The organism is Bacillus sp. Je.9.29.b, assembly GCF_051129925.1.
GTDB classification, from domain to species: Bacteria; Bacillota; Bacilli; order Bacillales; family Bacillaceae; genus Bacillus; species Bacillus safensis.
On record NZ_JBCPSO010000006.1, the window covers coordinates 206007 to 226031 of the forward strand.

A 20025-nucleotide genomic window follows, 5' to 3' on the forward strand; every position below is an offset into this window, starting at 1 on the left:
GCTCACCCTTTTTATTTTCTCGCTCTCGCAAATATTTTAATCGGTGTTCCTTCAAAACCAAATGCATCTCGAATGCGGTTTTCTAGGAAACGCTCATAAGAAAAGTGCATAAGCTCTGGATCGTTGACAAACACAACGAAGGAAGGAGGCTTAATGGCCACCTGTGTTGCATAGTAAATCTTTAGGCGCTGTCCGTTATGGGTCGGCGTTGGATTCATCGCCACCGCATCCATGATGATATCATTTAAAATATTGGTTTGAACGCGCATTGCATGGTTTTCGCTTGCTGTGATAATGGACGGCATTAATGTATGAATTCTCTTTTTCGTAAGAGCAGACATAAACAAGACAGGTGCATAATCAAGGAATTGAAAATGCTCGCGGATGTTTTGCTCAAATTCCTTCATCGTGCGCTCATCTTTTTCAACAGCATCCCATTTGTTCACAATGATGACAACAGCTTTACCAGCTTCGTGTGCATAGCCAGCAATTCGTTTATCCTGCTCAATAATGCCTTCCTCGCCGTCAAGTACAACAGCGACAACATCAGATCGGTCAATGGCTTTTAATGCACGAAGCACACTGTATTTCTCTGTTGTTTCATATACTTTCCCTTTTTTCCTCATACCTGCTGTATCAACAATGACAAAGTCACGCTGATTGTACGTAAACATCGTATCGACAGCATCTCTTGTTGTACCAGCGATGTTGCTGACAATGACGCGGTCTTCTCCGAGCATCGCATTCACTAAAGAAGATTTCCCTACATTCGGACGGCCAATTAAGCAGAACTGGACAACTTCTTCATCATATTGCGTATCCGGTAAATTTTTAAAATGTTCTGCCACTGCATCAAGCAGATCACCAAGTCCTAATCCGTGTGTTCCAGAAATCGGATACGGCTCGCCAAATCCGAGTGCATAAAAGTCATACACGTCGCTTCTCATTTCAGGGTTGTCCAGTTTATTGACAGCAAGTACAACTGGCTTTTTCGTGCGATATAAAATTTTTGCGACTTCTTCATCCGCAGATGTCACGCCATCTCGGCCATTCACCATAAAGATAATGACATCTGCTTCGTCCATTGCGATTTCTGCCTGATGGCGAATTTGCGCCAAGAATGGCTCATCTCCAATATCAATTCCACCAGTATCTATTAAATTAAAGTCATAATTTAACCATTCAGCAGAGCTATAGATTCGATCTCTTGTTACACCAGGTGTGTCTTCTACAATCGATATTCTTTCGCCTGCGATTCGATTAAAAATTGTAGATTTTCCAACGTTGGGCCTTCCAACAATGGCTACGACAGGTTTACCCATAGTACCCTTCCTTTCAATCCAGCCGCGATTCAATATGTTCATCATCATGTTTCAACCGGGATTTATAATTTTCATTCAGTTTTATGAAATAAACCCTTCAAACATGAAGGGTTCAACTTATATATTATATCAATTTTTAATCAGACCACAATGAATAACTTAAAAATGTTTGACAATCAAGTAAAGATCTTCTCCAATGCCGTGTGCAATTCCGTCTAAAATGGCCTCTAAATTCATGGCATACATGTCGAGCTCTTCTTTATTTTCACAGAAAAAAACCGCTGTTCCGCCAATAACCCGCTCTTTATTTGTTGTTGCCACAGCCAATATAAATTGTTCAATGGTGTTCGCCATGCCTTATTACCTCACTTTCTTTTTAATGAAATCTGTCGGCATTCTTATGGCATTTTCTAAAATAGGCACCTCTTCTAATACACGGACAGCTAAATCTTCACGGTACCATTGCGGTAAAATGAACACACCAAGTGTGCCGGTATTCAGATCACGTTTTGCGAGCGGACAGAGCGATGGTTCACCAGAATCGCGGTACACGCCAAGCACGTTTGATAAATCAAATAAAATCGCTTGCCGCTGTCCAAGATTGGCAATCGTTGTAGCAGAGTTGAAATTTTTCGGTGTCAAAATAAAGCCCATCCCATGTTCTAAAATGAGTTTTTGCTTTTCGGGCAGCCCGATATTCATAATGTATATATCATTCACATAAAGCCCTGCCCCATCAAAGCGAAGCTCCCCTTTTTGAATGCTGACGATATCCTTTAATTGACTGCCTGACATTAAAAGCTTTGCCATGAAAAAACAAAGAATACCGACCACTGTTCCAACAACAAGTGAGAAGAAAATACAGGCTGTCGTTGTAATGAGTGCAGTGAGAATCGCAATATAATTTCGACTTTCAAAGGCAATGGCAATGCCTTCTATATATGTACTGCCTCGTGAGACAAGCTCATACGAATCCATTTGGGTTAACGTATTTCTTTCCATATTTCGGACATCTCGAAATTGCGTGGCTGCCAAAGTGAGAAAGGTAATCGCCGTAAATTCCTCCTGAATCAGTGCAGGCATAATGATCGCACCTAAGCCTGATGCAATAAAACCAAGCGCAATGTGAATCACTTGTCCATGAATATACGTAGGATATTGCCGGTAATCTGTTCTTAACATGTAAAGTCTGGCCGCCATCCCAAAGATGACACCAATAATCACAGGAAACGTATAGTCTGTCATGTTGATTTTGCAGCCCCTTTTACTGATTTTCTTGATGAACGGGCGTTCAAGAGCTTTTCAAGCTGATCGACACCTAATAGGAAGACCGCTCCTTGAACAACGAAGGAAAGAAAAGAGAGATCCCCTATGACAATAGATGATGTGAGGCGGTGAATCGTCAGCGCATAAAGGGCTTCGCCGAGACATACTGACATCATCCATAGGGTGATTCGTTCCGTTAACGGCTGTCCATATGTCATACACATTAAGATCAGCAGGGCAAATACGACCCAATCCACCTTTATTATCGTGAACCAAACAGGGTCATATAATGCAAATATCATAAAAAAGGCATACGCGCTCACCATCGAGCCCAATTGCATGATTCTCATCATTCGGTAACTGGGCCTGAATATGACGAAAGCGGCACATGCATATAAAAAAGTCATCAAGAATCCCGCATTGATTCTTATATCTAAAACGGATATCATGACATGACTGAATATAATATGGACAAGTACACAAATGCCCAGCACGCTGCGCCACAAACTTTTTTCCATGATAAATGTCACCATAATCCAAACGAACCATATAGACCAATAATAGTACAAAGCCTCCAACGCCTCATCACCTCAATTACATTATGGGAAAATCTCCAATTTTTAAACATGCGGATCGTTACCGGCTTTGTATGAAATAAACAAGAGGTGACACCCTAATAACCTGAGGAGGGATACATGATGGGAAAAGATAGACAGGAAAAGCGTTTAAAGGCGTCAAGAAGAGTGGAATCTGACCGCGATCAATCCATTCATCATAAAGGTGCAACAGCATTAGAAGGTCCAGAAAGCGCTCGAAAAAGAAATCAATAAAAAAAGGCATGTGATCATCACATGCCTCTCTTACTATAGTACGTTGTGTCAACGCCTCTTTCTTTGAGCCAATGACTTGTTTCCCCTGAGATCACAACTTGAGCCTGTCTCAGTTCTTCAATCGTCTTCACGCCAAGCACTGTCATCATCATCTTGATATCTTCTTGAAGTTCCATGATATCTGCGATGAGGCCGCTTTCTCCTCCACTGGTCAATGATTTTAAGAAAAATCCAGCTAGACCAGCAGCAGATGCGCCAAGAGCCATTGATTTGGTTACATCAAGAGCATCTTGAATACCTCCGGAGGCTAAAATCGTTTGATTCGGAAAGGCTGTATGTACTTCAGCAAGACTCGCTGCAGTTGGAATTCCCCATTGATCAAAATAACGAAGTGCTTTTTGGCGGCGGAGATTTTCAATCTTTGAAAAGTTCGTTCCACCAAATCCGCCTACATCAACGGCTGCAACCCCAGCTTGGAATAACTTTCCTGCCGTCTCCTTGCTCATGCCAAATCCAACTTCTTTTACAACAACAGGCACACCAACAGATTCAACGATAGCTGCAATCCGCTCAAGCGCTCCCCTGAAATCTCGATCGCCTTCAGGCATGACAATCTCTTGGATGACATTCAGATGAATTTGGAGCATATTTGCCTCGAGCATGTTGACTGCTTCTTGAGCTTGCTTCATTGTCGCTTCACTGCCTAAATTCGCAAATACAATTCCATCCGGATTGACTTTACGAACGACTTCATATGTTCGTCTTTCTTCTTTATCTTTCAGTGCAGCCATTTGTGATCCAACTGCTACTGGGATATTGGTCTCCTTCGCTGCGATCGATAAAGAGCGGTTGATCTCATAGGTGGATTCTCCGCCTCCGCCAGTCATTGCATTGATAAAAATTGGCGAACCGAAAGTCAGTCCGCCAATTGTCGTATGTGTATCAATTTGTGATGTCGCAAGATCTGGTAAACTGGCGTGAACGAAGGAAACATCATCTAAACCTGTTGCTGCATGCTGGCCAGTGGACAACGCATGCTCAATATGCTGCTTCTTTCTTTCTGCTCGCGTCAATTTTGATCACCAAATTATTTTAGTTTATTGAGTTTATCGCCGATCAGGTCACCAAGCTGGAAGCCGCTTGTGTTTTCCTCTTTCGCCTGATATTGACGATAATCCTCTTCGATTTGTTTTTCAGGATTTTCTTCTAAATCACGGATGCTTAGTGAAATGCGCTCTTCGTCTTCATTCACATCAAGCACTTTCACTTTCACAGTCTGCCCTTCTTCAAGGACTTCTTGCGGCGTGCCGATATGTTTATGAGAGATTTGGGAAATATGCACAAGCCCTTCTACACCTGGCAGAATTTCAACAAATGCACCAAAGCTCACAAGACGTTGAACGGTTCCTTCAAGCACATCACCTTGTTTTACCTTTTCACCAATTTGGCTCCAAGGTCCTGGTAATGTTTCTTTAATAGATAGTGAGATACGTTCGTTATCACGATCAACAGCAAGTACTTTGACCTTGACTTCCTGTCCTTCTTCTACTACGTCAGATGGCTTTTCAACATGCGCATGGGATAGTTGAGAAATGTGAACTAATCCATCAATGCCGCCAATGTCAACAAATGCACCAAAATCAGTAAGCCGCTGCACTTTACCATCAATCACACTGCCTACTTCAAGCTTTTGCAGGAAGTCTTGCTTTTTGTCTAATTGCTCTTGCTCAACGACTGCACGGTGCGAGAGAATCACGCGATTTTTTTCGCGGTCAAGTTCTACCACGACAAGTGAGAGTGTTTTTCCTTTGTAATCTGTGAAGTCTTCTACATAGTGTGCTTCTACAAGAGATGCAGGAATAAATCCGCGCACACCAATGTCAACGACAAGACCACCTTTTACAACGTCTTTTACTTCAGCTTCAAATACTTCTTTTGTTTCAAACTTTTTCTCTAGGTCTTCCCAAGCGCGGTCTGCATCAACAGCACGTTTAGATAAAATCAAAGCATCGTCTTCGACCTTTGTTACTTTAAGCTCTAACTCGTCGCCATCTTTCACGACATCTGATGCTTTTTCAACGTGAAGACTTGATAATTCACTGATTGGGATGATACCAGGTTGTTTCACATTGACGATATCTACATTGACATGCTTGTCCTCAACTTTAGAAACAATCCCTTTCACTACATCTCCAACCTCTGGTACCTGAACATCGATTTGATTCATTTCCTCTGTCATTTCGATAACCTCCTTGGTCCAAACCTACACAGCTTAGTTAAAACGACTGGGCGAATATGTGTCTTAAGCATGATGATTGCCAGCCGAATATGTATTATAGAAACATTCAAATCAATATAATTGCTTGAATGATCAATAAAAATAGTATTAGTATAAACTTCTAATAAAAGACCTTGTTTGTCAAGAGATAAACCTCTAACTTATAAAAGTTTTCTAAAATTTCTTACTGTTTCTCCACGCGGTCTGCTGCATCTAAAATTTTCCCTGCCACCTCTTGAATAGAAAGGGAAGTGGTGTCAATTTCAATGGCGTCATCTGCTTTCTTCAAAGGTGAAACTTCGCGCTCAGAATCAAGCTTATCGCGTCTTGCAATCTCTTCGATCAGCTGATCGTAATTGACATCGTAGCCTTTTTTCTGATTCTCTTCAAAGCGGCGTTTTGCTCTTTCTTCTACTGATGCAAGCAAGAAAATTTTCACTTCAGCATCTGGAAGTACGTGAGTGCCTATGTCTCTTCCGTCCATAACGACGCCGCCTCGTTTGCCAAGCTCTTGCTGCCTGCGGACCATTTCTTCCCGAACAGCTCTGTGCTTTGCAACAACCGATACTTGGTTGCTTACGCGGTCTGTGCGAATATCCTCTGTGACATCCGTGTTGTTTAGATGGACTTTTTGACCCTCGTCTGTTGTTACTAGTTCAATGACCGTTTTTTTCAGTAATGAATCAAGTGCCTGTTCGTCTTCAAGGTCTACACCTTGATTGAGTGCCGCAAGTGTAATCGCGCGGTACATAGCACCTGTATCAATATAAATATATGATTTTTTGGCTGCGACAATTTTTGCCACAGTGCTTTTGCCTGCTGCTGCAGGACCGTCAATTGCAATAGATAATTTCTTTTTCATAATACCTCTCCTTGATTGAATCTCCCTTATGAATTGTAACACGATCACCGCTCAAACGGGGGAATTTTCTATCAATCCTTCTGCTTAAACGTTTCAATCCATTCTTCAATGCTCATGTTGTTCACACCCTCATACTGCACGACTTTTGACAAAAAAAGTTCTCCTTTCGTCAAATGAAGTGTGATCTGAACGGTGAGCAATAAAACAAGCTGAATGAACACCACTTTCAATAACCATCTTTCCATTGTCTTCATACAAAAAGCCTCCACGCTAGATTCTTTCCTCTCTAGTATGGAAGCTTTTTACACCCTTTATTCTTATGCTTTTTTCACACGTGTTAAAAGCTGCTGCTGGAAGCAGTATTTCATGATGTGCTGCTGGTGGTCATTTGTGATCTCTGAAAACTCCATGATCGCTCTTGTTTTGCCAGACTGTTCATCTTCATATACTCGATTCATCTCTGCAACCGCTTTTATTTTCACGGGCTCTTTTAGGGGAAGTTCAAACTCTGTGACCACTTCTCCATATTCTTTCAATGACACGCCCTCAGGAACAGAGATTGCTACGCCGCCAGCACTCATATTCACAATAAACGTCTCAAAGGCCTCTTCGTCCGTTTGCATGATAGTAGCTTTGACCATCGTATCCACTCTCAGATATTCTCTTCGCTGAAGGCGAATCATTTTTTCTTTTGGCGGAATGGAAATGACAATCATCGGAATATCTTCTTTTCTTTTTCCGATGACTTCGCTTGTACATTTGTATGGAATTTGGTTTTCGTCAAAAAAGAAGACGGTGATTTCTGTTTGCTGGTTTAAGTAGATGGTGCGTCCCGTTTCTTGATCAGCTGGATAATTAATGCAAATATCATCGTTATTATTTTCCAAAACCTTCGATTTTGCTGTTTTCACTTCTTTGTTCTCATTGACATATTCAATTGTGATTGCATCCCCTATTTGTAACATTCCTCATCACTCTTTTCATCTGTGAAATCGTATCCTCTCCTATATTAAACCATGTCTAAAACAAAAGGAAAAGACTTATTAGCCTTTTCCTCGTTTCCTCTTCTATAGGTCTTTATATATAGGTTCTGCGTTTTTTAGTTTATCTACTCGTTCCTCTTTTCCAGTATCTGCATTAATGAACATGCGATACGTATCGTTTTTTATCGTTCCGAGGAACTCATAGCACAGAACTTCCTCTGACATATCATTTTGTACAATCGCTAAATGAGTATCTTCGATCTTTACATGCTGATTTAATGTTTTCTTCGCTTCTTTTTGCGAGATTTTAGGTGCTTTAATGTCTCGTGTTTTATGATTCGTTAAGTAATCCTTCGCTGAAAACCCAACAACCTCACCATCGTCCAATGCGACTTTCATGCGTATACTATCTGGATAAAGCAGAACATTTTCCTGAAGAGGAACATAGGTAAATACACCGATATTATCAAATTGTGCACTTTCATCTAAATGGAACGATTCTGTGTCAAACCCTTGCTTCTTTAAAAAGCTGAGTGCTTTTTCTGATGCCTCATTTAAACTGATTTTCTGTTTTTTCACGTCACGATTCTGAAGAAGGTAGACTGGGTGTCCTCCTTTTTCAGTTAAATCTAAGTAAAAGTTTGCATGGCTGTCTGGATCAGACATCGATAAGCTGTACACGTCGCGATTGGTTTTGCTGCCGCTTTTTCTCACTTTAAAATGTTGATTATGGTCGGGTGTGAATTGCTGTGCAATGCGGATCGCTTCTTTTTTTGTAATCTTATCGCCTTTTAAATGATTGTAGCCTTGTGTTTCTTTTTCTGTGGACACATTTGTAGGCCCAAGATCGACATCTGCAAATGCATCTGCATTTCTCTCGACTGTTTTCAGCCCGTCAATGATGGTGTTGTCGTTCTTTCGATCGCCGTCAGCGAGCGCCATTTCAACATCCATCCATTTTAAGTTTTTATTAAGTACGAGGTGCTGCACTTGTCTAAGTTCGTTTTGGATATCTGACGCTTGATTATATAGAGCTGTAATGGTTTTGTGTGTATCTTTATTTAATGGTTCATCTGATAAAGATTTGACTGATGATTTGTAGCTAAAATCTCCGACATTCGCCAGAAATTCTTCCGTTTTATTAAAAGGCATCAATGTGAGAGGGAGCTGGCTGACATTGTTATGCGCTTCTGATGACATTCTCCATACATCTGCAAGTGCTGGTGAGATGGATGTTTGGCTGTTCATCGCAAGTGTTGCGCCCAGTTTGTCATGCAGCTGATCCACCTGATACGTTAAATCATGGAAGGCTCTTTGGTAGTTGTTCTCAGCATGAAGCAGCACGGCGTCTTTTTCTTGATGTTCTTTATAGCCCCAGTAACCTGTTGAGATGACAGCAATTCCTAAAATAGCAATCAATATTCCTCTGATCATTTATTTACACCCCTTTTTATTCGCAGAATATATGTTTCCCGATTCGTTTAATTTGTGGTCTTCCCCAAATCCAAGGACTTGTTGCTGTATCAGGATTAAAGTAATAGATGGCGCTCTCAGATGGATCCCAGCCATTGATTGCATCAAATACAGCTTTTTTTGCCGTTTCATCTGGCGTCATATAAAATTGTCCATCTGCTACAGCGGTAAACGCAAGCGGTTCAAAAATGACTCCTGCGATCGTATTTGGAAAGGTCGGATTGTTCAAGCGGTTTAAGATAACGGACGCGATGGCCACCTGTCCTTCATACGGCTCACCTCTTGCTTCACTGTAAACAGCTTGCGACAAGAGCTGAATGTCATTACTAGAAAAGCCACCAGGCATGTTGGCTGCTGTTTGTTTTGGTGTTTGATTTCCCTGCTGGCTGCCTGACTGATTGCCAGGCTTCCCAGATGATCCACTTTGACTTTTTTGATTTTCGTTTGTACCTTGGGCTGTCTTTTTTTGCGAACTTCTTTGCGCAGGAGCCTTTGTTTGCTGATCAAGAGGCTTCCCGCCATAATGGGTAAACTGGTTCCCTTGCTGCAGCTGCTTTTGAACAAACTCTTTGTAGTATTTCGTCTTTTGAACTAATAAGTTTTTTGTTTTCTGACCTACAAGTCCATCGACCTTCTTCATGCCAAATTGGCTTTGAAAGTTGCGAACGGCCCAGTACGTCCCCCAGCCATAGACGCCATCGATTTTGCCATTGTAAAACCCATTGTATTGGAGCCGCGCTTGCAGCTCGACTACATCTTCTCCTGTTGCCCCGCGCTGGATGACTTGACCGGTGAATGCTTCACTTTTACTGGCTGTCAAAAGTGAAGACGCAAGAAGAACGATTGAGAAGATAAGAACAATTTGTTTCATGAAACGAGCTTTATCCATATTTGATCCTCCTGTACTTTTGATGTTTGAATATATGTTTCTTCCGATCCCTATTTTTATACATTCAACACAGGAGAGAATTGGATGGAAAAGACAAAAAAACGCCCTATAAACAAATAGGACGTTTTCCAAAATTAAATTTGCACCATTTTTACCGCACGGGCTTTTTTTGCTTTCCTTAAACCAAACCACCATAAAAAAATCATGAACGGCACCATGATATATCCCCAGTTTTTCATCCCTAATAGAATGAAATCATACAGGCCGTGAAACAGCACAGGGAGCGTTAAAGAAAGGATCAGCCATTTGCGCTGCTCTTTTTTATCAGAGAAGCGGGCTTTTCCGATATAAAAACCCATCACAACACCAAATAATGCGTGACTTGATACAGGTAATAAAGCACGGGTAAACGCATATTCGACCCCGTGACCGACTAAGTAAAGGATATTTTCAAGTGTTGCAAAACCAAGTGAGACACTCGTTCCATACACAATTCCGTCATAGTGTTCGTCAAACTGGGCATGTGCATAAACGCTGACCATTAAAATAAACCATTTTAATGATTCCTCTAAAAAGCCCGACGTCACAAATGAAATCAAGATAGGGTTTGTTGCGATATTTTCCTCTTGAAGGACATATTGAATAAACATGGTTGGAAACACAAGTATGACACCTAGCATAAAAGATCTGATGACCATGTGAACCGGCTCATTGTCGTACTGATCTTTCAAATAAAAATAACTTAAAAGTGCGATGCCGGGAGCTAAACCTGCTGAGATGATTGCGATCATAACCAGACCTCTTTCCCTACATTATCCTTCATTATCGTACCATGATTTACCCTTTTTTTATATGACTCGGGCCCATTTTTCTAAAAATATCTTTCTATATAATCCCAATTTATATAAAAAAGAACCGAACCCCTTTGAAGGGTTCAGTTCTTTTTTTATCCGTTCATTCTTTTGTTGATTTCTTCTGCAATGAGTCCGCCATGAAATCTTCCATTTTCGATGAAAATTTCATTGGCATTATTACCAGCAGCAATGACTCCCGCAATGAAAATACCTTCAACATTCGTTTCCATCGTCTGTTCATCAAATGCTGGACGGCCTGATTCTGGATCAATCTTGACACCCATTTTTTCTAAGAAAGAATGATCTGGGTGATAGCCAGTCATAGCAAATACATAGTCACTTTTCACTCGATCCGTTTGATCTTGCTGGTTTGTAAAAATCACATCTTCTTCTGTGATTTCTTTCACCTGCGCGCCAAACTCCATTCGAATCGTTCCATTACGGACAAGCGCTTCAAACTCTGGCAAAATCCAAGGCTTGATGCTGGATGAATATTCGGTTCCTCTATACAGCACAGTGACTCTGCTTCCGCATTTCACAAGTTCTAGCGCAGCATCCACACTGGAGTTCTTTCCGCCGATCACCGTCACATCTTTATCAAAATATGGATGTCCTTCTTTAAAATAGTGATATACGTGGGGAAGGTCTTCTCCTTTGACATTCATATAGTTTGGATGATCATAATAGCCAGTCGCAATGACGACGTAATCACATGAATAGTCGTCTTTTGATGTACTCACCGTAAAACGGCCATCTTGTTTCGTCACGGCGTTTACTTTTTCAAAAGCATGCACACGCAGTTTTTTTCGTCTGACGACCTCTCGGTAATAAGAAAGTGCCTGAATACGAACGGGCTTACGGTTCTCAGTAATAAAAGCGACATCACCGATTTCAAGTTTTTCACTTGTACTAAAAAAGGTTTGATGTGTTGGGTAATGATAAATACTGTTCACGACATTCCCCTTTTCAATCACAAGTGCATCAATCCCAATTTGCTTGAATGCGATGGCAGCTGATAACCCGCAGGGGCCGCCTCCTATTATGATCGCTTTTTCTTGTTTCATTTGTTCCACTCCTGTCATTTCACTGCAATAACAATTGCTGGGCTGTTTGATTCTTTGTTCCATTCCATAAAAAAATCTCCTATTTAAGGATAGGAGATTTTAAGGCGCGATGCAAATCAGCCGCTTAAATCCAGCCTCTGAATCGAGAAGCTTCAGCCATTTTACGTACACCGACCATATATGCAGCAAGACGCATATCAATTCGGCGGTTTTGCGCCATTTCATAAATATTATTAAATGATTTCACCATCATATCTTCTAAACGAGTTTCAACTTCTTCTTCTGTCCAGTAAAACCCTTGGTTATTCTGAACCCATTCAAAGTAAGAAACAGTTACACCACCCGCGCTCGCAAGCACGTCTGGAACAAGCAGTACACCACGATCTGAAAGAATTTTGGTTCCTTCCAGTGTCGTTGGACCATTTGCTGCTTCTACGACAATTTTGGCTTTAATGTTTGCCGCATTATCTTCTGTGATTTGGTTTTCAATGGCTGCAGGTACTAAGATATCACAATCCAGCTCAAGCAGCTCTTGGTTTGTAATTGTATCGTTAAATAGTTTAGTGACGGTTCCAAAGCTGTCACGTCGGTCAAGCAAGTAGTCAATGTCTAGACCATCTTCATCGTATAATCCGCCGTATGCATCTGAAATCCCTACGATTTTTGCTCCAGCATCATACATGAATTTAGCTAAGTAGCTTCCTGCATTCCCGAATCCCTGTACGACAACACGAGCTCCGTTAATGTCAATTCCTTTTTTCTTCGCCGCTTCTTTGATGCAGATCGTCACACCTTTTGCTGTTGCAGTATCACGTCCGTGTGATCCTCCAAGAACAATTGGTTTTCCTGTAATAAATCCTGGCGAGTTAAACTCATCAATTCTAGAATATTCATCCATCATCCATGCCATAATTTGAGAGTTCGTAAACACGTCTGGTGCTGGAACATCTTTTGTTGGTCCAACAATTTGACTGATGGCGCGAACATAGCCGCGGCTTAGTTTTTCAAGCTCTCTGAATGACATTTCTCTTGGATCACAGATAATACCGCCTTTTCCTCCGCCATAAGGAAGATCCACAATTCCACATTTTAAACTCATCCAAATTGAAAGCGCTTTTACTTCTTTTTCCGTAACGTTCGGGTGGAAACGGATTCCGCCTTTTGTTGGACCGACAGCATCATTGTGCTGTGCACGGTAACCAGTGAAAATTTTCACCGATCCATCATCCATACGTACTGGAATTTTGACCGTTAATAGACGAATTGGCTCCTTCAGCAATTCATACACTTCCTGCGGATACCCTAATTTGTCTAGCGCTTTATGTATGACGGTTTGAGTTGACTTTAAAACATCTAGCTTATCTTCTGCGTTATGAGCGGCGTTTTGATCGGCTGCCATTAAAATAAACCCCCTAGAAATCTTTCATGATCTACTGCTCCCTTTCAAGCAATAGTATACACCTTCGTACTGGTAAAGCAAAGGTAAAAAGCGTTTTTTATCAAAATAAAATATCAGCGTTTATAAATATAAAAAAGGATATAAAAAAATACTGTTGTTTCATCACAACAGTATTAAATATAATAGAAAAAAGTGATTAAAAATACATTTGAATCGTTTTCACAGCATCTTCTTGCATGATCACTTTTCCATATTCTTTTAGCCGGTGAATGGTGAGTGTCGTAGGTGAACCAAACTCTGCTAAAATCGAAATGACTGTATCAGCAGATAATTCTCCAACATCATCCAGGCTGAGATAATATTGACCTTCATAATGGTAAACTGTACCCCCTAAAAGTCCAATACGACTTAAACTATGGGACAGTTGAATCACATCTTCAAACGAGGCAAATTGATAGAGCACATGCTTACTCTCGTCGAGCTTGACTTGCATCTCAATGTAATCTTCATCAAACTCATCATCAGCATCTTCCTGCTGACTCTTTGTGACAATGACGACCATCCCCTGCGCCTGAAGAGAAAATACTTCAACTGCAATCGGTCCATTCGCTTCAAAACCGAGCTCCTGATTCGCTTCGTTCATCATGTCTTTAAACAGCTGATGGACTTTGAACGAATCTTTCCAAAGGTCTTCTTTCGTAAGACCTCGGTCTGTCAGGTCATCTAGTGTGAGAAAAATTTTGATTTTATTATAATTCAGACGCTCCAGTCGCATAACGTTCCCTCCTGCCTCTTCTAAACACACATCATACTGTAGTATATGAGATGATGAGTCATAGGTTCTTAATTTTGTATTCAGTTTACACTGTGTCAAGACGGAAGACAAGCATGAAGCTATGCTTACGGTGACTTTTATGGAAAATATTGAGGGTGCCGCAAGTTAACGTGTTTTTAGAGGCATTAAATAGATCAGATGGGTTTCTGGTTCTGCTCCGAGACGCATGGGAATTTTTGTTGTCCCGTAGCCATTACTAATGAGAAAGAACGCACCCTTGACCTGGCCTGTTCTTCCTTTTTCATATGGACCAAATTTCCCAATTCGGATCTGCCCCCCATGCGTATGACCGCTCAGGACAAGGTCGATTCCCTCTTCTTCACTCATCAAATGATGTACATCTGGATTGTGTGATAAGAGAATATTGACATCATCTTTCACAAACTCAGGCCGTATGGCTTCATAATCTGCTTTTTCAAGCCGAATATCATCAATTCCTCCGATTTTGATTCGCTGGCCTTCGAAATTCCATACAGCCGTTTCATTTTGCAAAGTCGTGACATTGTATGCATGAAGAATCTCTTTAAACCTTTGCTGGTGCAGCTCATGATCATTATTTCCCCAAACAAAATAAACCGGCGCAATTCTTGATAAACGTTTCACATTTTCTTCAATCCTTGCATAGGGTACACCTTTTTCTGCTAAATCTCCGCCAATCATAATCACATCTGGCTCTTCCTGTCTGATTTCTGCTAATAAAGTGTCACTGATGAGACGTCTGTGTGTATCAGAAATAAAGAAAATGACAGCAGGCCGATCTGATTGAAGTGCTTCTATTGTAAAATAATGCTTTTTGATGTTGTTTTGTTTTGCCGTTTTCACCATTTTTGCCGTTACACACACACCTGTTGTAACAGCCGCAATGGCGGCAGTAAATCCGATGGCATATTTCATCACAAATGGCTCCCTTACGTATCTTTCTTTCATAAGACGCTTGAAAGAAAAAAGACGTTTCAACTGTTAAACGTCTTTTTTCTCATTTATTTACTTTCATAATAGAGATTAATGTCATATTGCTTCTGCATAAAGTGAAAAACCGTCTCGCGCTCTTTCCACTGATTTGATTGAGGCCATAAATCTGTGCTTTTTTGTATAATTTCACATCTAAGCCGATGATATTCATCCTCAGCCTTTTCTTCTTTTTTCTTATAGTAATAAGAGGCGTAAAAAGCAAAGACCTCGGCCATGATCCAAAACAGAAATACTTCATGACCAAGCAGTGTTGCAATCATGGCTTCCGGCTGAAGCGAGCCGCCTCCCGCATTTGCCGTGATCACAAAATAAAACAAAAGAATGGCCAGCGATAGAAGGGCTGTCCATTGCCATCTTTTGCACTGCTTGGCAAAACCCTCATATTTATGCTTTCTTTTGATCAATGTTTCCATCATCTTCTGTGTCGGCTGATCCATATATCGGCTGATTGTGTGCAATGTCATCACATACACCCTGTCCCTTTTTTCTACATATGTATGTGCGTGCTTCTCCATTCATGTCAGGTGATTAGTTTTCTAGTGGAATATTTAGCACTTGACCACTGTACACGCTGTTACCTTTTAAATGATTATAGGCTCTAATTTTCTCTTCACCCGAACGGTTTTTGTAATACTTCATTGAAATTCGATACAGGTTTTCCTCTGGACCAACAGTGTGCTGTACGACACGGACTGGCTTTTCTTCCTGCTGCTTTTTCTCTTCGGCTTCTTTTCTTTTTTTCTCTTCCTGTTGCTTTTGCAAGGCTAGCTGCTGCTGTTCACGCTTTTTGGCAGCTTCAGCTCTCTCGCGTTCTTTTTTTTCTTTCGCTGCTTGTTCACGCTCTTCTTTCTCTTTAGCAGCTTTTTCTTTTTTCTTCTGTTCAGCTTTTTCTTTCAATCGCTGTTTTTCTTCCTCTTTTTTTTGCTTCTCATCATCAGACGCATCCGCTTTATCAGTATTAGAATCATTTTTCGTTTCGACAAGTGCTGACGGGACTGGGTCTGTGTCAGCACTTGATGTAGAATCAATATTATATACATCTTGATTATTATTATGGTTGATTTCCTTTGATGTGTAGTAGATCAAAAGGAAGAACACTGTGACAACGATAATAGGAAAGATAATAGCCAGTGTTGTAAATAATGGATTTCGCACCTTTTTCGTGCGCTGCTTTTTATATTCATGGAAATCTTCTCTTGTAGGAAAGTGAGAGTCATCTGAAGGCTGAACTTCTTCTTCAAAAATTTCCTCTGCATCATCATCATGGATGTTTGTCAGCTGCTCCTTCTTTCTCTTCATTCTCGACATTTCTTCCATGTTCATCCCTCCCCCTATATTTCAAACGAATTTGACAAGCAAAGACTAAGTCAATGACAAAATGGGTCATGACAGGAACAAATAAATTCCCCGTCCACTCGTATAAAAGTCCTAAAAAAATACTAATAGAAACCACAAGGATAAACAAGAGTATTTTTGATAAGTAGCGAAAGTGAAGGAGCGCAAACACAATACTGGCAATTTCCAATCCAAATTGCTGCTGGACGATCCCTCGGAATAGAATTTCCTCTGAAAAGGCGATGAGCAGTGTTAACCAAACAATATGCGGGATGCTGCGGTTTTTGAACATTTTTTCATTTAAACCGCCATCATCATACATATGAGCAGGAAACACCTTCATGACAATCGCATCCACGATGATCACAAGCACAGCGCCGCCAATTCCATAAGTCAGTATCCGCGCATCTTGGATCTCCCAAAGGGATGTAAAATCTGTCCAATGATCGAACATAAATATACCTAGTAAAAAGGAAATGACCAGCATCAGCAGCTGCGTGAAATACAGCTGTTCTACCACTTGTCGATCGGTTAATTTTTCGATGATCCGGCGATGTTGTTCAATCAATGCTGCGCCTCTTTTGTCAGATGAAACATACGATCCAGCACGATCTTCCAGTGTTTCATTTCATTCAGCTCCAATGGTTGATCTTTTTTTTCATAATCAGACAGGTCAAGTCCGCAAGAAGAGCAGCAGCTGCCAGAGGATGCGCTCTCCGTTTGATCAAGCTGTTCGTAAAAGTATGATAACAGAGATTGTCTAAAGCAGCTATGATCTGTGATTCGCTCTTTAAATTGCCACACTTTTCTCAGTTTTTCTGTTTGTCTGTCCTGCAATTTCTCTTTCAGTTTCACCAGGAGCACACGCGGCTCGTCAGACTGATACATCCTGTAATAATGGATCAGCATTCTTGCACGTGTCTCCTGAAGCCCTGATTCCATCAATTGTTCACGTAATTTCTTTTCATCATTTGTCTGCATTTGTGTCAGCCTAGCTAAGAAGAAATTAATTTCTGGCTCATCAAAGCCCTCTGCTTGTATTAAATGCTGTTGAATGTCCGCATCCTCTTCTGTATATAAAAGAATGCTGACACTCTTTTTCCCGTCCCGTCCTGCTCTTCCAATTTCCTGCATAAATGCTTCAATTGACTGCGGCGGGCTCATATGAATAACAAATCGTATATCTGCTTTATCAATTCCCATTCCAAAAGCACTTGTACAACAAATGAGGTCAAGCTGTCCGCTGATAAATTGCTGCTGAATAAGCATACGGTCTCCTGCATCCATCCCGCCATGGTAATACTCTACACGCTGATGGGTTTTTTGTTTCATTATGAGCGCCATATCTTCTGTCATTTGCCGGGTCGGGCAATAAATCAGGCCAGGGCCTTGCAGGAATTCCACAAGCTCAATGGCCCGTTTCTCTTTTGCTTCTTTCGTTTCGTGCGCTTCTTTGACTAATGCGATGTTTGGCCGGTTGACAGAATGGATATGAAAGTCTGGATGCTGCAATCTTAACGTTTGCACGGTATCTTTTAGCGTTTGTTTCGTTGCTGTTGCCGTCAGTGCTAATGCGACAGGATGACCTAACGCTTCTCTCCATTCTCCCAGCTTGGAATATTCCGGACGGAAATCATGCCCCCATTCCGATATACAATGGGCTTCATCGACGACGAACAGACCAATATGCATCGATTTGAGCTGTTCTAGCAGCACCTCTGACATTAATGCCTCAGGCGCGACAAATAAAAATTTATATGATGGCAAATGCCGAATGATATGTCGCCTTTCCTGAAAAGACAATGTGCTGTTCAGTGCCGCCACTCGTTTTTCTCCGCGCATTTTCATTCGTTCGACTTGATCCTCCATAAGCGATAACAGCGGCGAAATAATGAGAACTAATCCTTCAGTCATATAGCCGGGAATTTGATAGCAGATGGACTTTCCGCCGCCAGTAGGCAGCATGGCAACCGTATCTTTCTGATTCAGTACACTTTGAATAATGTTCTCTTGACCTGCCTTAAATGAGTCGTAACCAAAATATCGCATGAGCGTCTGATGAAGCTTATCCATTTGCTTTCACCATCCTTGTCAGAGCCAATCGTATTTGAAAATAAGTAAATGGATGTTCGAGTTTTTCTTTAATCAGCTTCATTTTATTTGTTTGAAGCTCCCTGGCTACTGCATGAATGGCCTGCTGCTCTTCTTCGCTCACATACGGCTCTATTGAGAAGCTCGGTTCATGTATGGAAAGCTCGACAATATGGTCTTCGATCGTTGCCTTTTTTAATGAACGAATGTGAGCAATCTGATCAATATCATAGCCTTTTTGCACAAGCTCGAGCGTTTTATGGGTAGAGGTTGTTAGCACGCGTTTGAATTCAAGGTCACCTACGAGCTGCTGCATGACCTGCGCTTCACCTTTTTGGGCAGCATGAATAAAATAATGGAGGACATTCCAAAAAAGCAGGTACACATACCACACATCTTCTTTTAGCCACTCTGCCATTTGCTGATACGTACGCCCAATTCTTTCATTTGAGGTCAATGAATAAACAAATATCAGCGCCTCTTGATCACTTATACGGCTAAGGAGCTTTTCGAGTTCATGATGCAGCTCTTCCGAAAGCTTATTCTTCTCGTGATGCTGTTTTAAGAAGGATTTCGTCCAGCTTTGTACAGATACATCTCTTTGTATTGGGACATATTGATGCGATCCAGCCAGATGGTGAGACAGCACTTGTACAAGTAACGAGAGCCTCATCCATAGCACCTTTGCTTTATCATGATATTTGGCACCATGAAAATAAGCGGGCATCGGTTTTTCTGAGAAATACTGGTTTAGCATATGCTGTCCTGCATCTGTAACAGTGAATGTCTCCCCTGTTTTTTTGATGTAGTGCTTTTCGTCAAGTTTTATAGTAGAGCGATTCAGCTGATTCCTCGTAAACCCCGGGTAACAGCCGAAATACTTTGAAAGCTGAAACAAACTGGCATCCTGTATGGTTTGTGATGATTTTTTCCCTTTAAAAAGATGGTAGACAGCACTTATGGAGCGTTCGCCGTTCAATTTATATACGCTGTCCATTAACATGACATCCAAGTAATGAAGAGTCATTCGCCAAAGCACCTGTCTTCCTGACAAAATTCGAATATTTTCTCCCTTTATTTTAACAGATTTCATAGAAGAAGAAATGTTTAAACTCAATTTGTGGGGGAAAGTTATGAACAAACCCTTATGTGATAAGCATTCTCAATCACTTTACAGTTGAAATGTGAAATTAAAATCATTACAATAAGGTTTGAGGAAATTGTTTTTTATCGGTGAAACTAAAAAGGTTAGACCATTTGTTCCATCGAACAATCTGGGAGGTATTTTTTTAACATGGCAAAATATACAATTGTAGACAAAGACACATGTATTGCTTGCGGCGCATGCGGTGCAGCTGCTCCAGACATTTATGATTATGATGATGAAGGCATTGCATTTGTTACGCTTGATGACAACCAAGGGACTGTAGAAGTTCCAGAAGTACTTGAAGAAGATATGCTTGATGCATTTGAAGGATGTCCAACAGATTCAATCAAAGTTGCGGACGAATCTTTCGATGGTGACCCGCTTAAGCACGAATAGTATAAAAGCCCCTTATGCAGGGGCTTTTT

At 41.0% G+C, this 20025-nt stretch carries 23 protein-coding genes; 2 read left to right on the top strand and 21 right to left on the bottom strand.

Annotated features, from left to right (window positions below):
* Nucleotides 1-11: 11 nt before the first annotated feature.
* The 4 genes from der to AAZR19_RS14005 all read right to left on the bottom strand — a co-directional run bounded on the left by der (nucleotide 12) and on the right by AAZR19_RS14005 (nucleotide 3166).
* Entirely contained in the window at nucleotides 12-1322 is a 1311-nt protein-coding gene (der, locus tag AAZR19_RS13990; RefSeq protein ID WP_024422815.1) for a ribosome biogenesis GTPase Der, read from the bottom strand.
* A 159-nt stretch (nucleotides 1323-1481) separates the two neighbouring features.
* Entirely contained in the window at nucleotides 1482-1676 is a 195-nt protein-coding gene (locus AAZR19_RS13995) for a capping complex subunit for YIEGIA (RefSeq protein WP_008344527.1), read from the bottom strand.
* Nucleotides 1677-1682: 6 nt separating this feature from the next.
* Nucleotides 1683-2567: a YIEGIA family protein gene (locus tag AAZR19_RS14000; protein ID WP_041109639.1), complete on the bottom strand. Its 885-nt coding sequence runs from the start codon at nucleotides 2565-2567 to the stop codon at nucleotides 1683-1685.
* A complete protein-coding gene (locus tag AAZR19_RS14005) occupies nucleotides 2564-3166 on the bottom strand; it encodes a YphA family membrane protein (RefSeq protein WP_422109582.1) in 603 nt (200 codons plus the stop codon). Before AAZR19_RS14005 ends, AAZR19_RS14000 begins: the two co-directional genes overlap by 4 nt.
* 120 nt (nucleotides 3167-3286) lie before the next feature.
* Between AAZR19_RS14005 and AAZR19_RS14010 the strand changes: the two genes are divergently transcribed.
* The gene (locus AAZR19_RS14010) at nucleotides 3287-3418 is read left to right on the top strand and encodes a YpzI family protein (RefSeq protein WP_073206119.1); all 132 of its coding nucleotides are present in this window, start codon (nucleotides 3287-3289) and stop codon (nucleotides 3416-3418) included.
* A gap of 17 nt (nucleotides 3419-3435) precedes the next feature.
* On the opposite strand, the gene fni is transcribed toward AAZR19_RS14010, so the two are convergent.
* The 17 genes from fni to AAZR19_RS14095 all read right to left on the bottom strand — a co-directional run bounded on the left by fni (nucleotide 3436) and on the right by AAZR19_RS14095 (nucleotide 19480).
* Nucleotides 3436-4491, bottom strand: coding sequence for a type 2 isopentenyl-diphosphate Delta-isomerase (gene fni, locus AAZR19_RS14015; protein WP_076841010.1), 1056 nt, complete (start codon nucleotides 4489-4491; stop codon nucleotides 3436-3438).
* A 14-nt stretch (nucleotides 4492-4505) separates the two neighbouring features.
* The gene (gene rpsA / locus AAZR19_RS14020; protein ID WP_024422818.1) at nucleotides 4506-5657 is read right to left on the bottom strand and encodes a 30S ribosomal protein S1; all 1152 of its coding nucleotides are present in this window, start codon (nucleotides 5655-5657) and stop codon (nucleotides 4506-4508) included.
* 223 nt (nucleotides 5658-5880) lie between these two features.
* Nucleotides 5881-6558, bottom strand: coding sequence for a (d)CMP kinase (gene cmk / locus AAZR19_RS14025; protein WP_024428083.1), 678 nt, complete (start codon nucleotides 6556-6558; stop codon nucleotides 5881-5883).
* 71 nt (nucleotides 6559-6629) lie between these two features.
* Nucleotides 6630-6812, bottom strand: a complete 183-nt coding sequence (locus tag AAZR19_RS14030) for a YpfB family protein (RefSeq protein ID WP_041109645.1) — start codon at nucleotides 6810-6812, stop codon at nucleotides 6630-6632.
* A gap of 63 nt (nucleotides 6813-6875) precedes the next feature.
* Nucleotides 6876-7523 carry a flagellar brake protein gene (locus AAZR19_RS14035; protein WP_041109646.1) on the bottom strand — a complete coding sequence of 216 codons (648 nt, stop codon included), beginning with the start codon at nucleotides 7521-7523 and terminating at the stop codon, nucleotides 6876-6878.
* Between the two features lie 102 nt (nucleotides 7524-7625).
* Complete coding sequence (ypeB, locus tag AAZR19_RS14040) at nucleotides 7626-8975, bottom strand: germination protein YpeB (RefSeq protein ID WP_041109647.1); 1350 nt, start codon at nucleotides 8973-8975, stop codon at nucleotides 7626-7628.
* 16 nt (nucleotides 8976-8991) lie between these two features.
* Nucleotides 8992-9903: a spore cortex-lytic enzyme gene (sleB, locus tag AAZR19_RS14045; protein WP_434703537.1), complete on the bottom strand. Its 912-nt coding sequence runs from the start codon at nucleotides 9901-9903 to the stop codon at nucleotides 8992-8994.
* 134 nt (nucleotides 9904-10037) lie between these two features.
* Nucleotides 10038-10694 carry a glutamic-type intramembrane protease PrsW gene (prsW, locus tag AAZR19_RS14050; protein WP_024422824.1) on the bottom strand — a complete coding sequence of 219 codons (657 nt, stop codon included), beginning with the start codon at nucleotides 10692-10694 and terminating at the stop codon, nucleotides 10038-10040.
* Between the two features lie 155 nt (nucleotides 10695-10849).
* Nucleotides 10850-11821, bottom strand: coding sequence for a YpdA family putative bacillithiol disulfide reductase (locus AAZR19_RS14055; protein ID WP_041109649.1), 972 nt, complete (start codon nucleotides 11819-11821; stop codon nucleotides 10850-10852).
* Between the two features lie 124 nt (nucleotides 11822-11945).
* A complete protein-coding gene (locus tag AAZR19_RS14060; protein ID WP_007500982.1) occupies nucleotides 11946-13220 on the bottom strand; it encodes a Glu/Leu/Phe/Val family dehydrogenase in 1275 nt (424 codons plus the stop codon).
* Nucleotides 13221-13416: 196 nt separating this feature from the next.
* Nucleotides 13417-13995 carry a genetic competence negative regulator gene (locus AAZR19_RS14065; RefSeq protein ID WP_024428080.1) on the bottom strand — a complete coding sequence of 193 codons (579 nt, stop codon included), beginning with the start codon at nucleotides 13993-13995 and terminating at the stop codon, nucleotides 13417-13419.
* Between the two features lie 165 nt (nucleotides 13996-14160).
* Entirely contained in the window at nucleotides 14161-14949 is a 789-nt protein-coding gene (locus AAZR19_RS14070) for a metallophosphoesterase (protein ID WP_076841009.1), read from the bottom strand.
* 86 nt (nucleotides 14950-15035) lie between these two features.
* The gene (locus tag AAZR19_RS14075; protein WP_041109651.1) at nucleotides 15036-15491 is read right to left on the bottom strand and encodes a DUF2663 family protein; all 456 of its coding nucleotides are present in this window, start codon (nucleotides 15489-15491) and stop codon (nucleotides 15036-15038) included.
* Nucleotides 15492-15555: 64 nt separating this feature from the next.
* Complete coding sequence (locus AAZR19_RS14080) at nucleotides 15556-16344, bottom strand: LysM peptidoglycan-binding domain-containing protein (protein ID WP_041109652.1); 789 nt, start codon at nucleotides 16342-16344, stop codon at nucleotides 15556-15558.
* On the bottom strand, nucleotides 16289-16930 hold the full coding sequence (locus AAZR19_RS14085; protein WP_041109653.1) for a CPBP family intramembrane glutamic endopeptidase: 642 nt from the start codon (nucleotides 16928-16930) through the stop codon (nucleotides 16289-16291). The genes AAZR19_RS14080 and AAZR19_RS14085 overlap by 56 nt, the downstream gene beginning before the upstream one ends.
* Nucleotides 16927-18435, bottom strand: coding sequence for a RecQ family ATP-dependent DNA helicase (locus tag AAZR19_RS14090; RefSeq protein WP_218677299.1), 1509 nt, complete (start codon nucleotides 18433-18435; stop codon nucleotides 16927-16929). Before AAZR19_RS14090 ends, AAZR19_RS14085 begins: the two co-directional genes overlap by 4 nt.
* Nucleotides 18428-19480 (bottom strand): helix-turn-helix domain-containing protein, encoded by a 1053-nt coding sequence (locus tag AAZR19_RS14095; protein WP_218677300.1) that lies wholly within the window; start codon nucleotides 19478-19480, stop codon nucleotides 18428-18430. The genes AAZR19_RS14090 and AAZR19_RS14095 overlap by 8 nt, the downstream gene beginning before the upstream one ends.
* A gap of 267 nt (nucleotides 19481-19747) precedes the next feature.
* On the opposite strand from AAZR19_RS14095, the gene AAZR19_RS14100 reads away from it, so the two are divergent.
* Nucleotides 19748-19996 carry a ferredoxin gene (locus AAZR19_RS14100; protein WP_008361239.1) on the top strand — a complete coding sequence of 83 codons (249 nt, stop codon included), beginning with the start codon at nucleotides 19748-19750 and terminating at the stop codon, nucleotides 19994-19996.
* The last annotated feature ends 29 nt before the right edge of the window (nucleotides 19997-20025 follow it).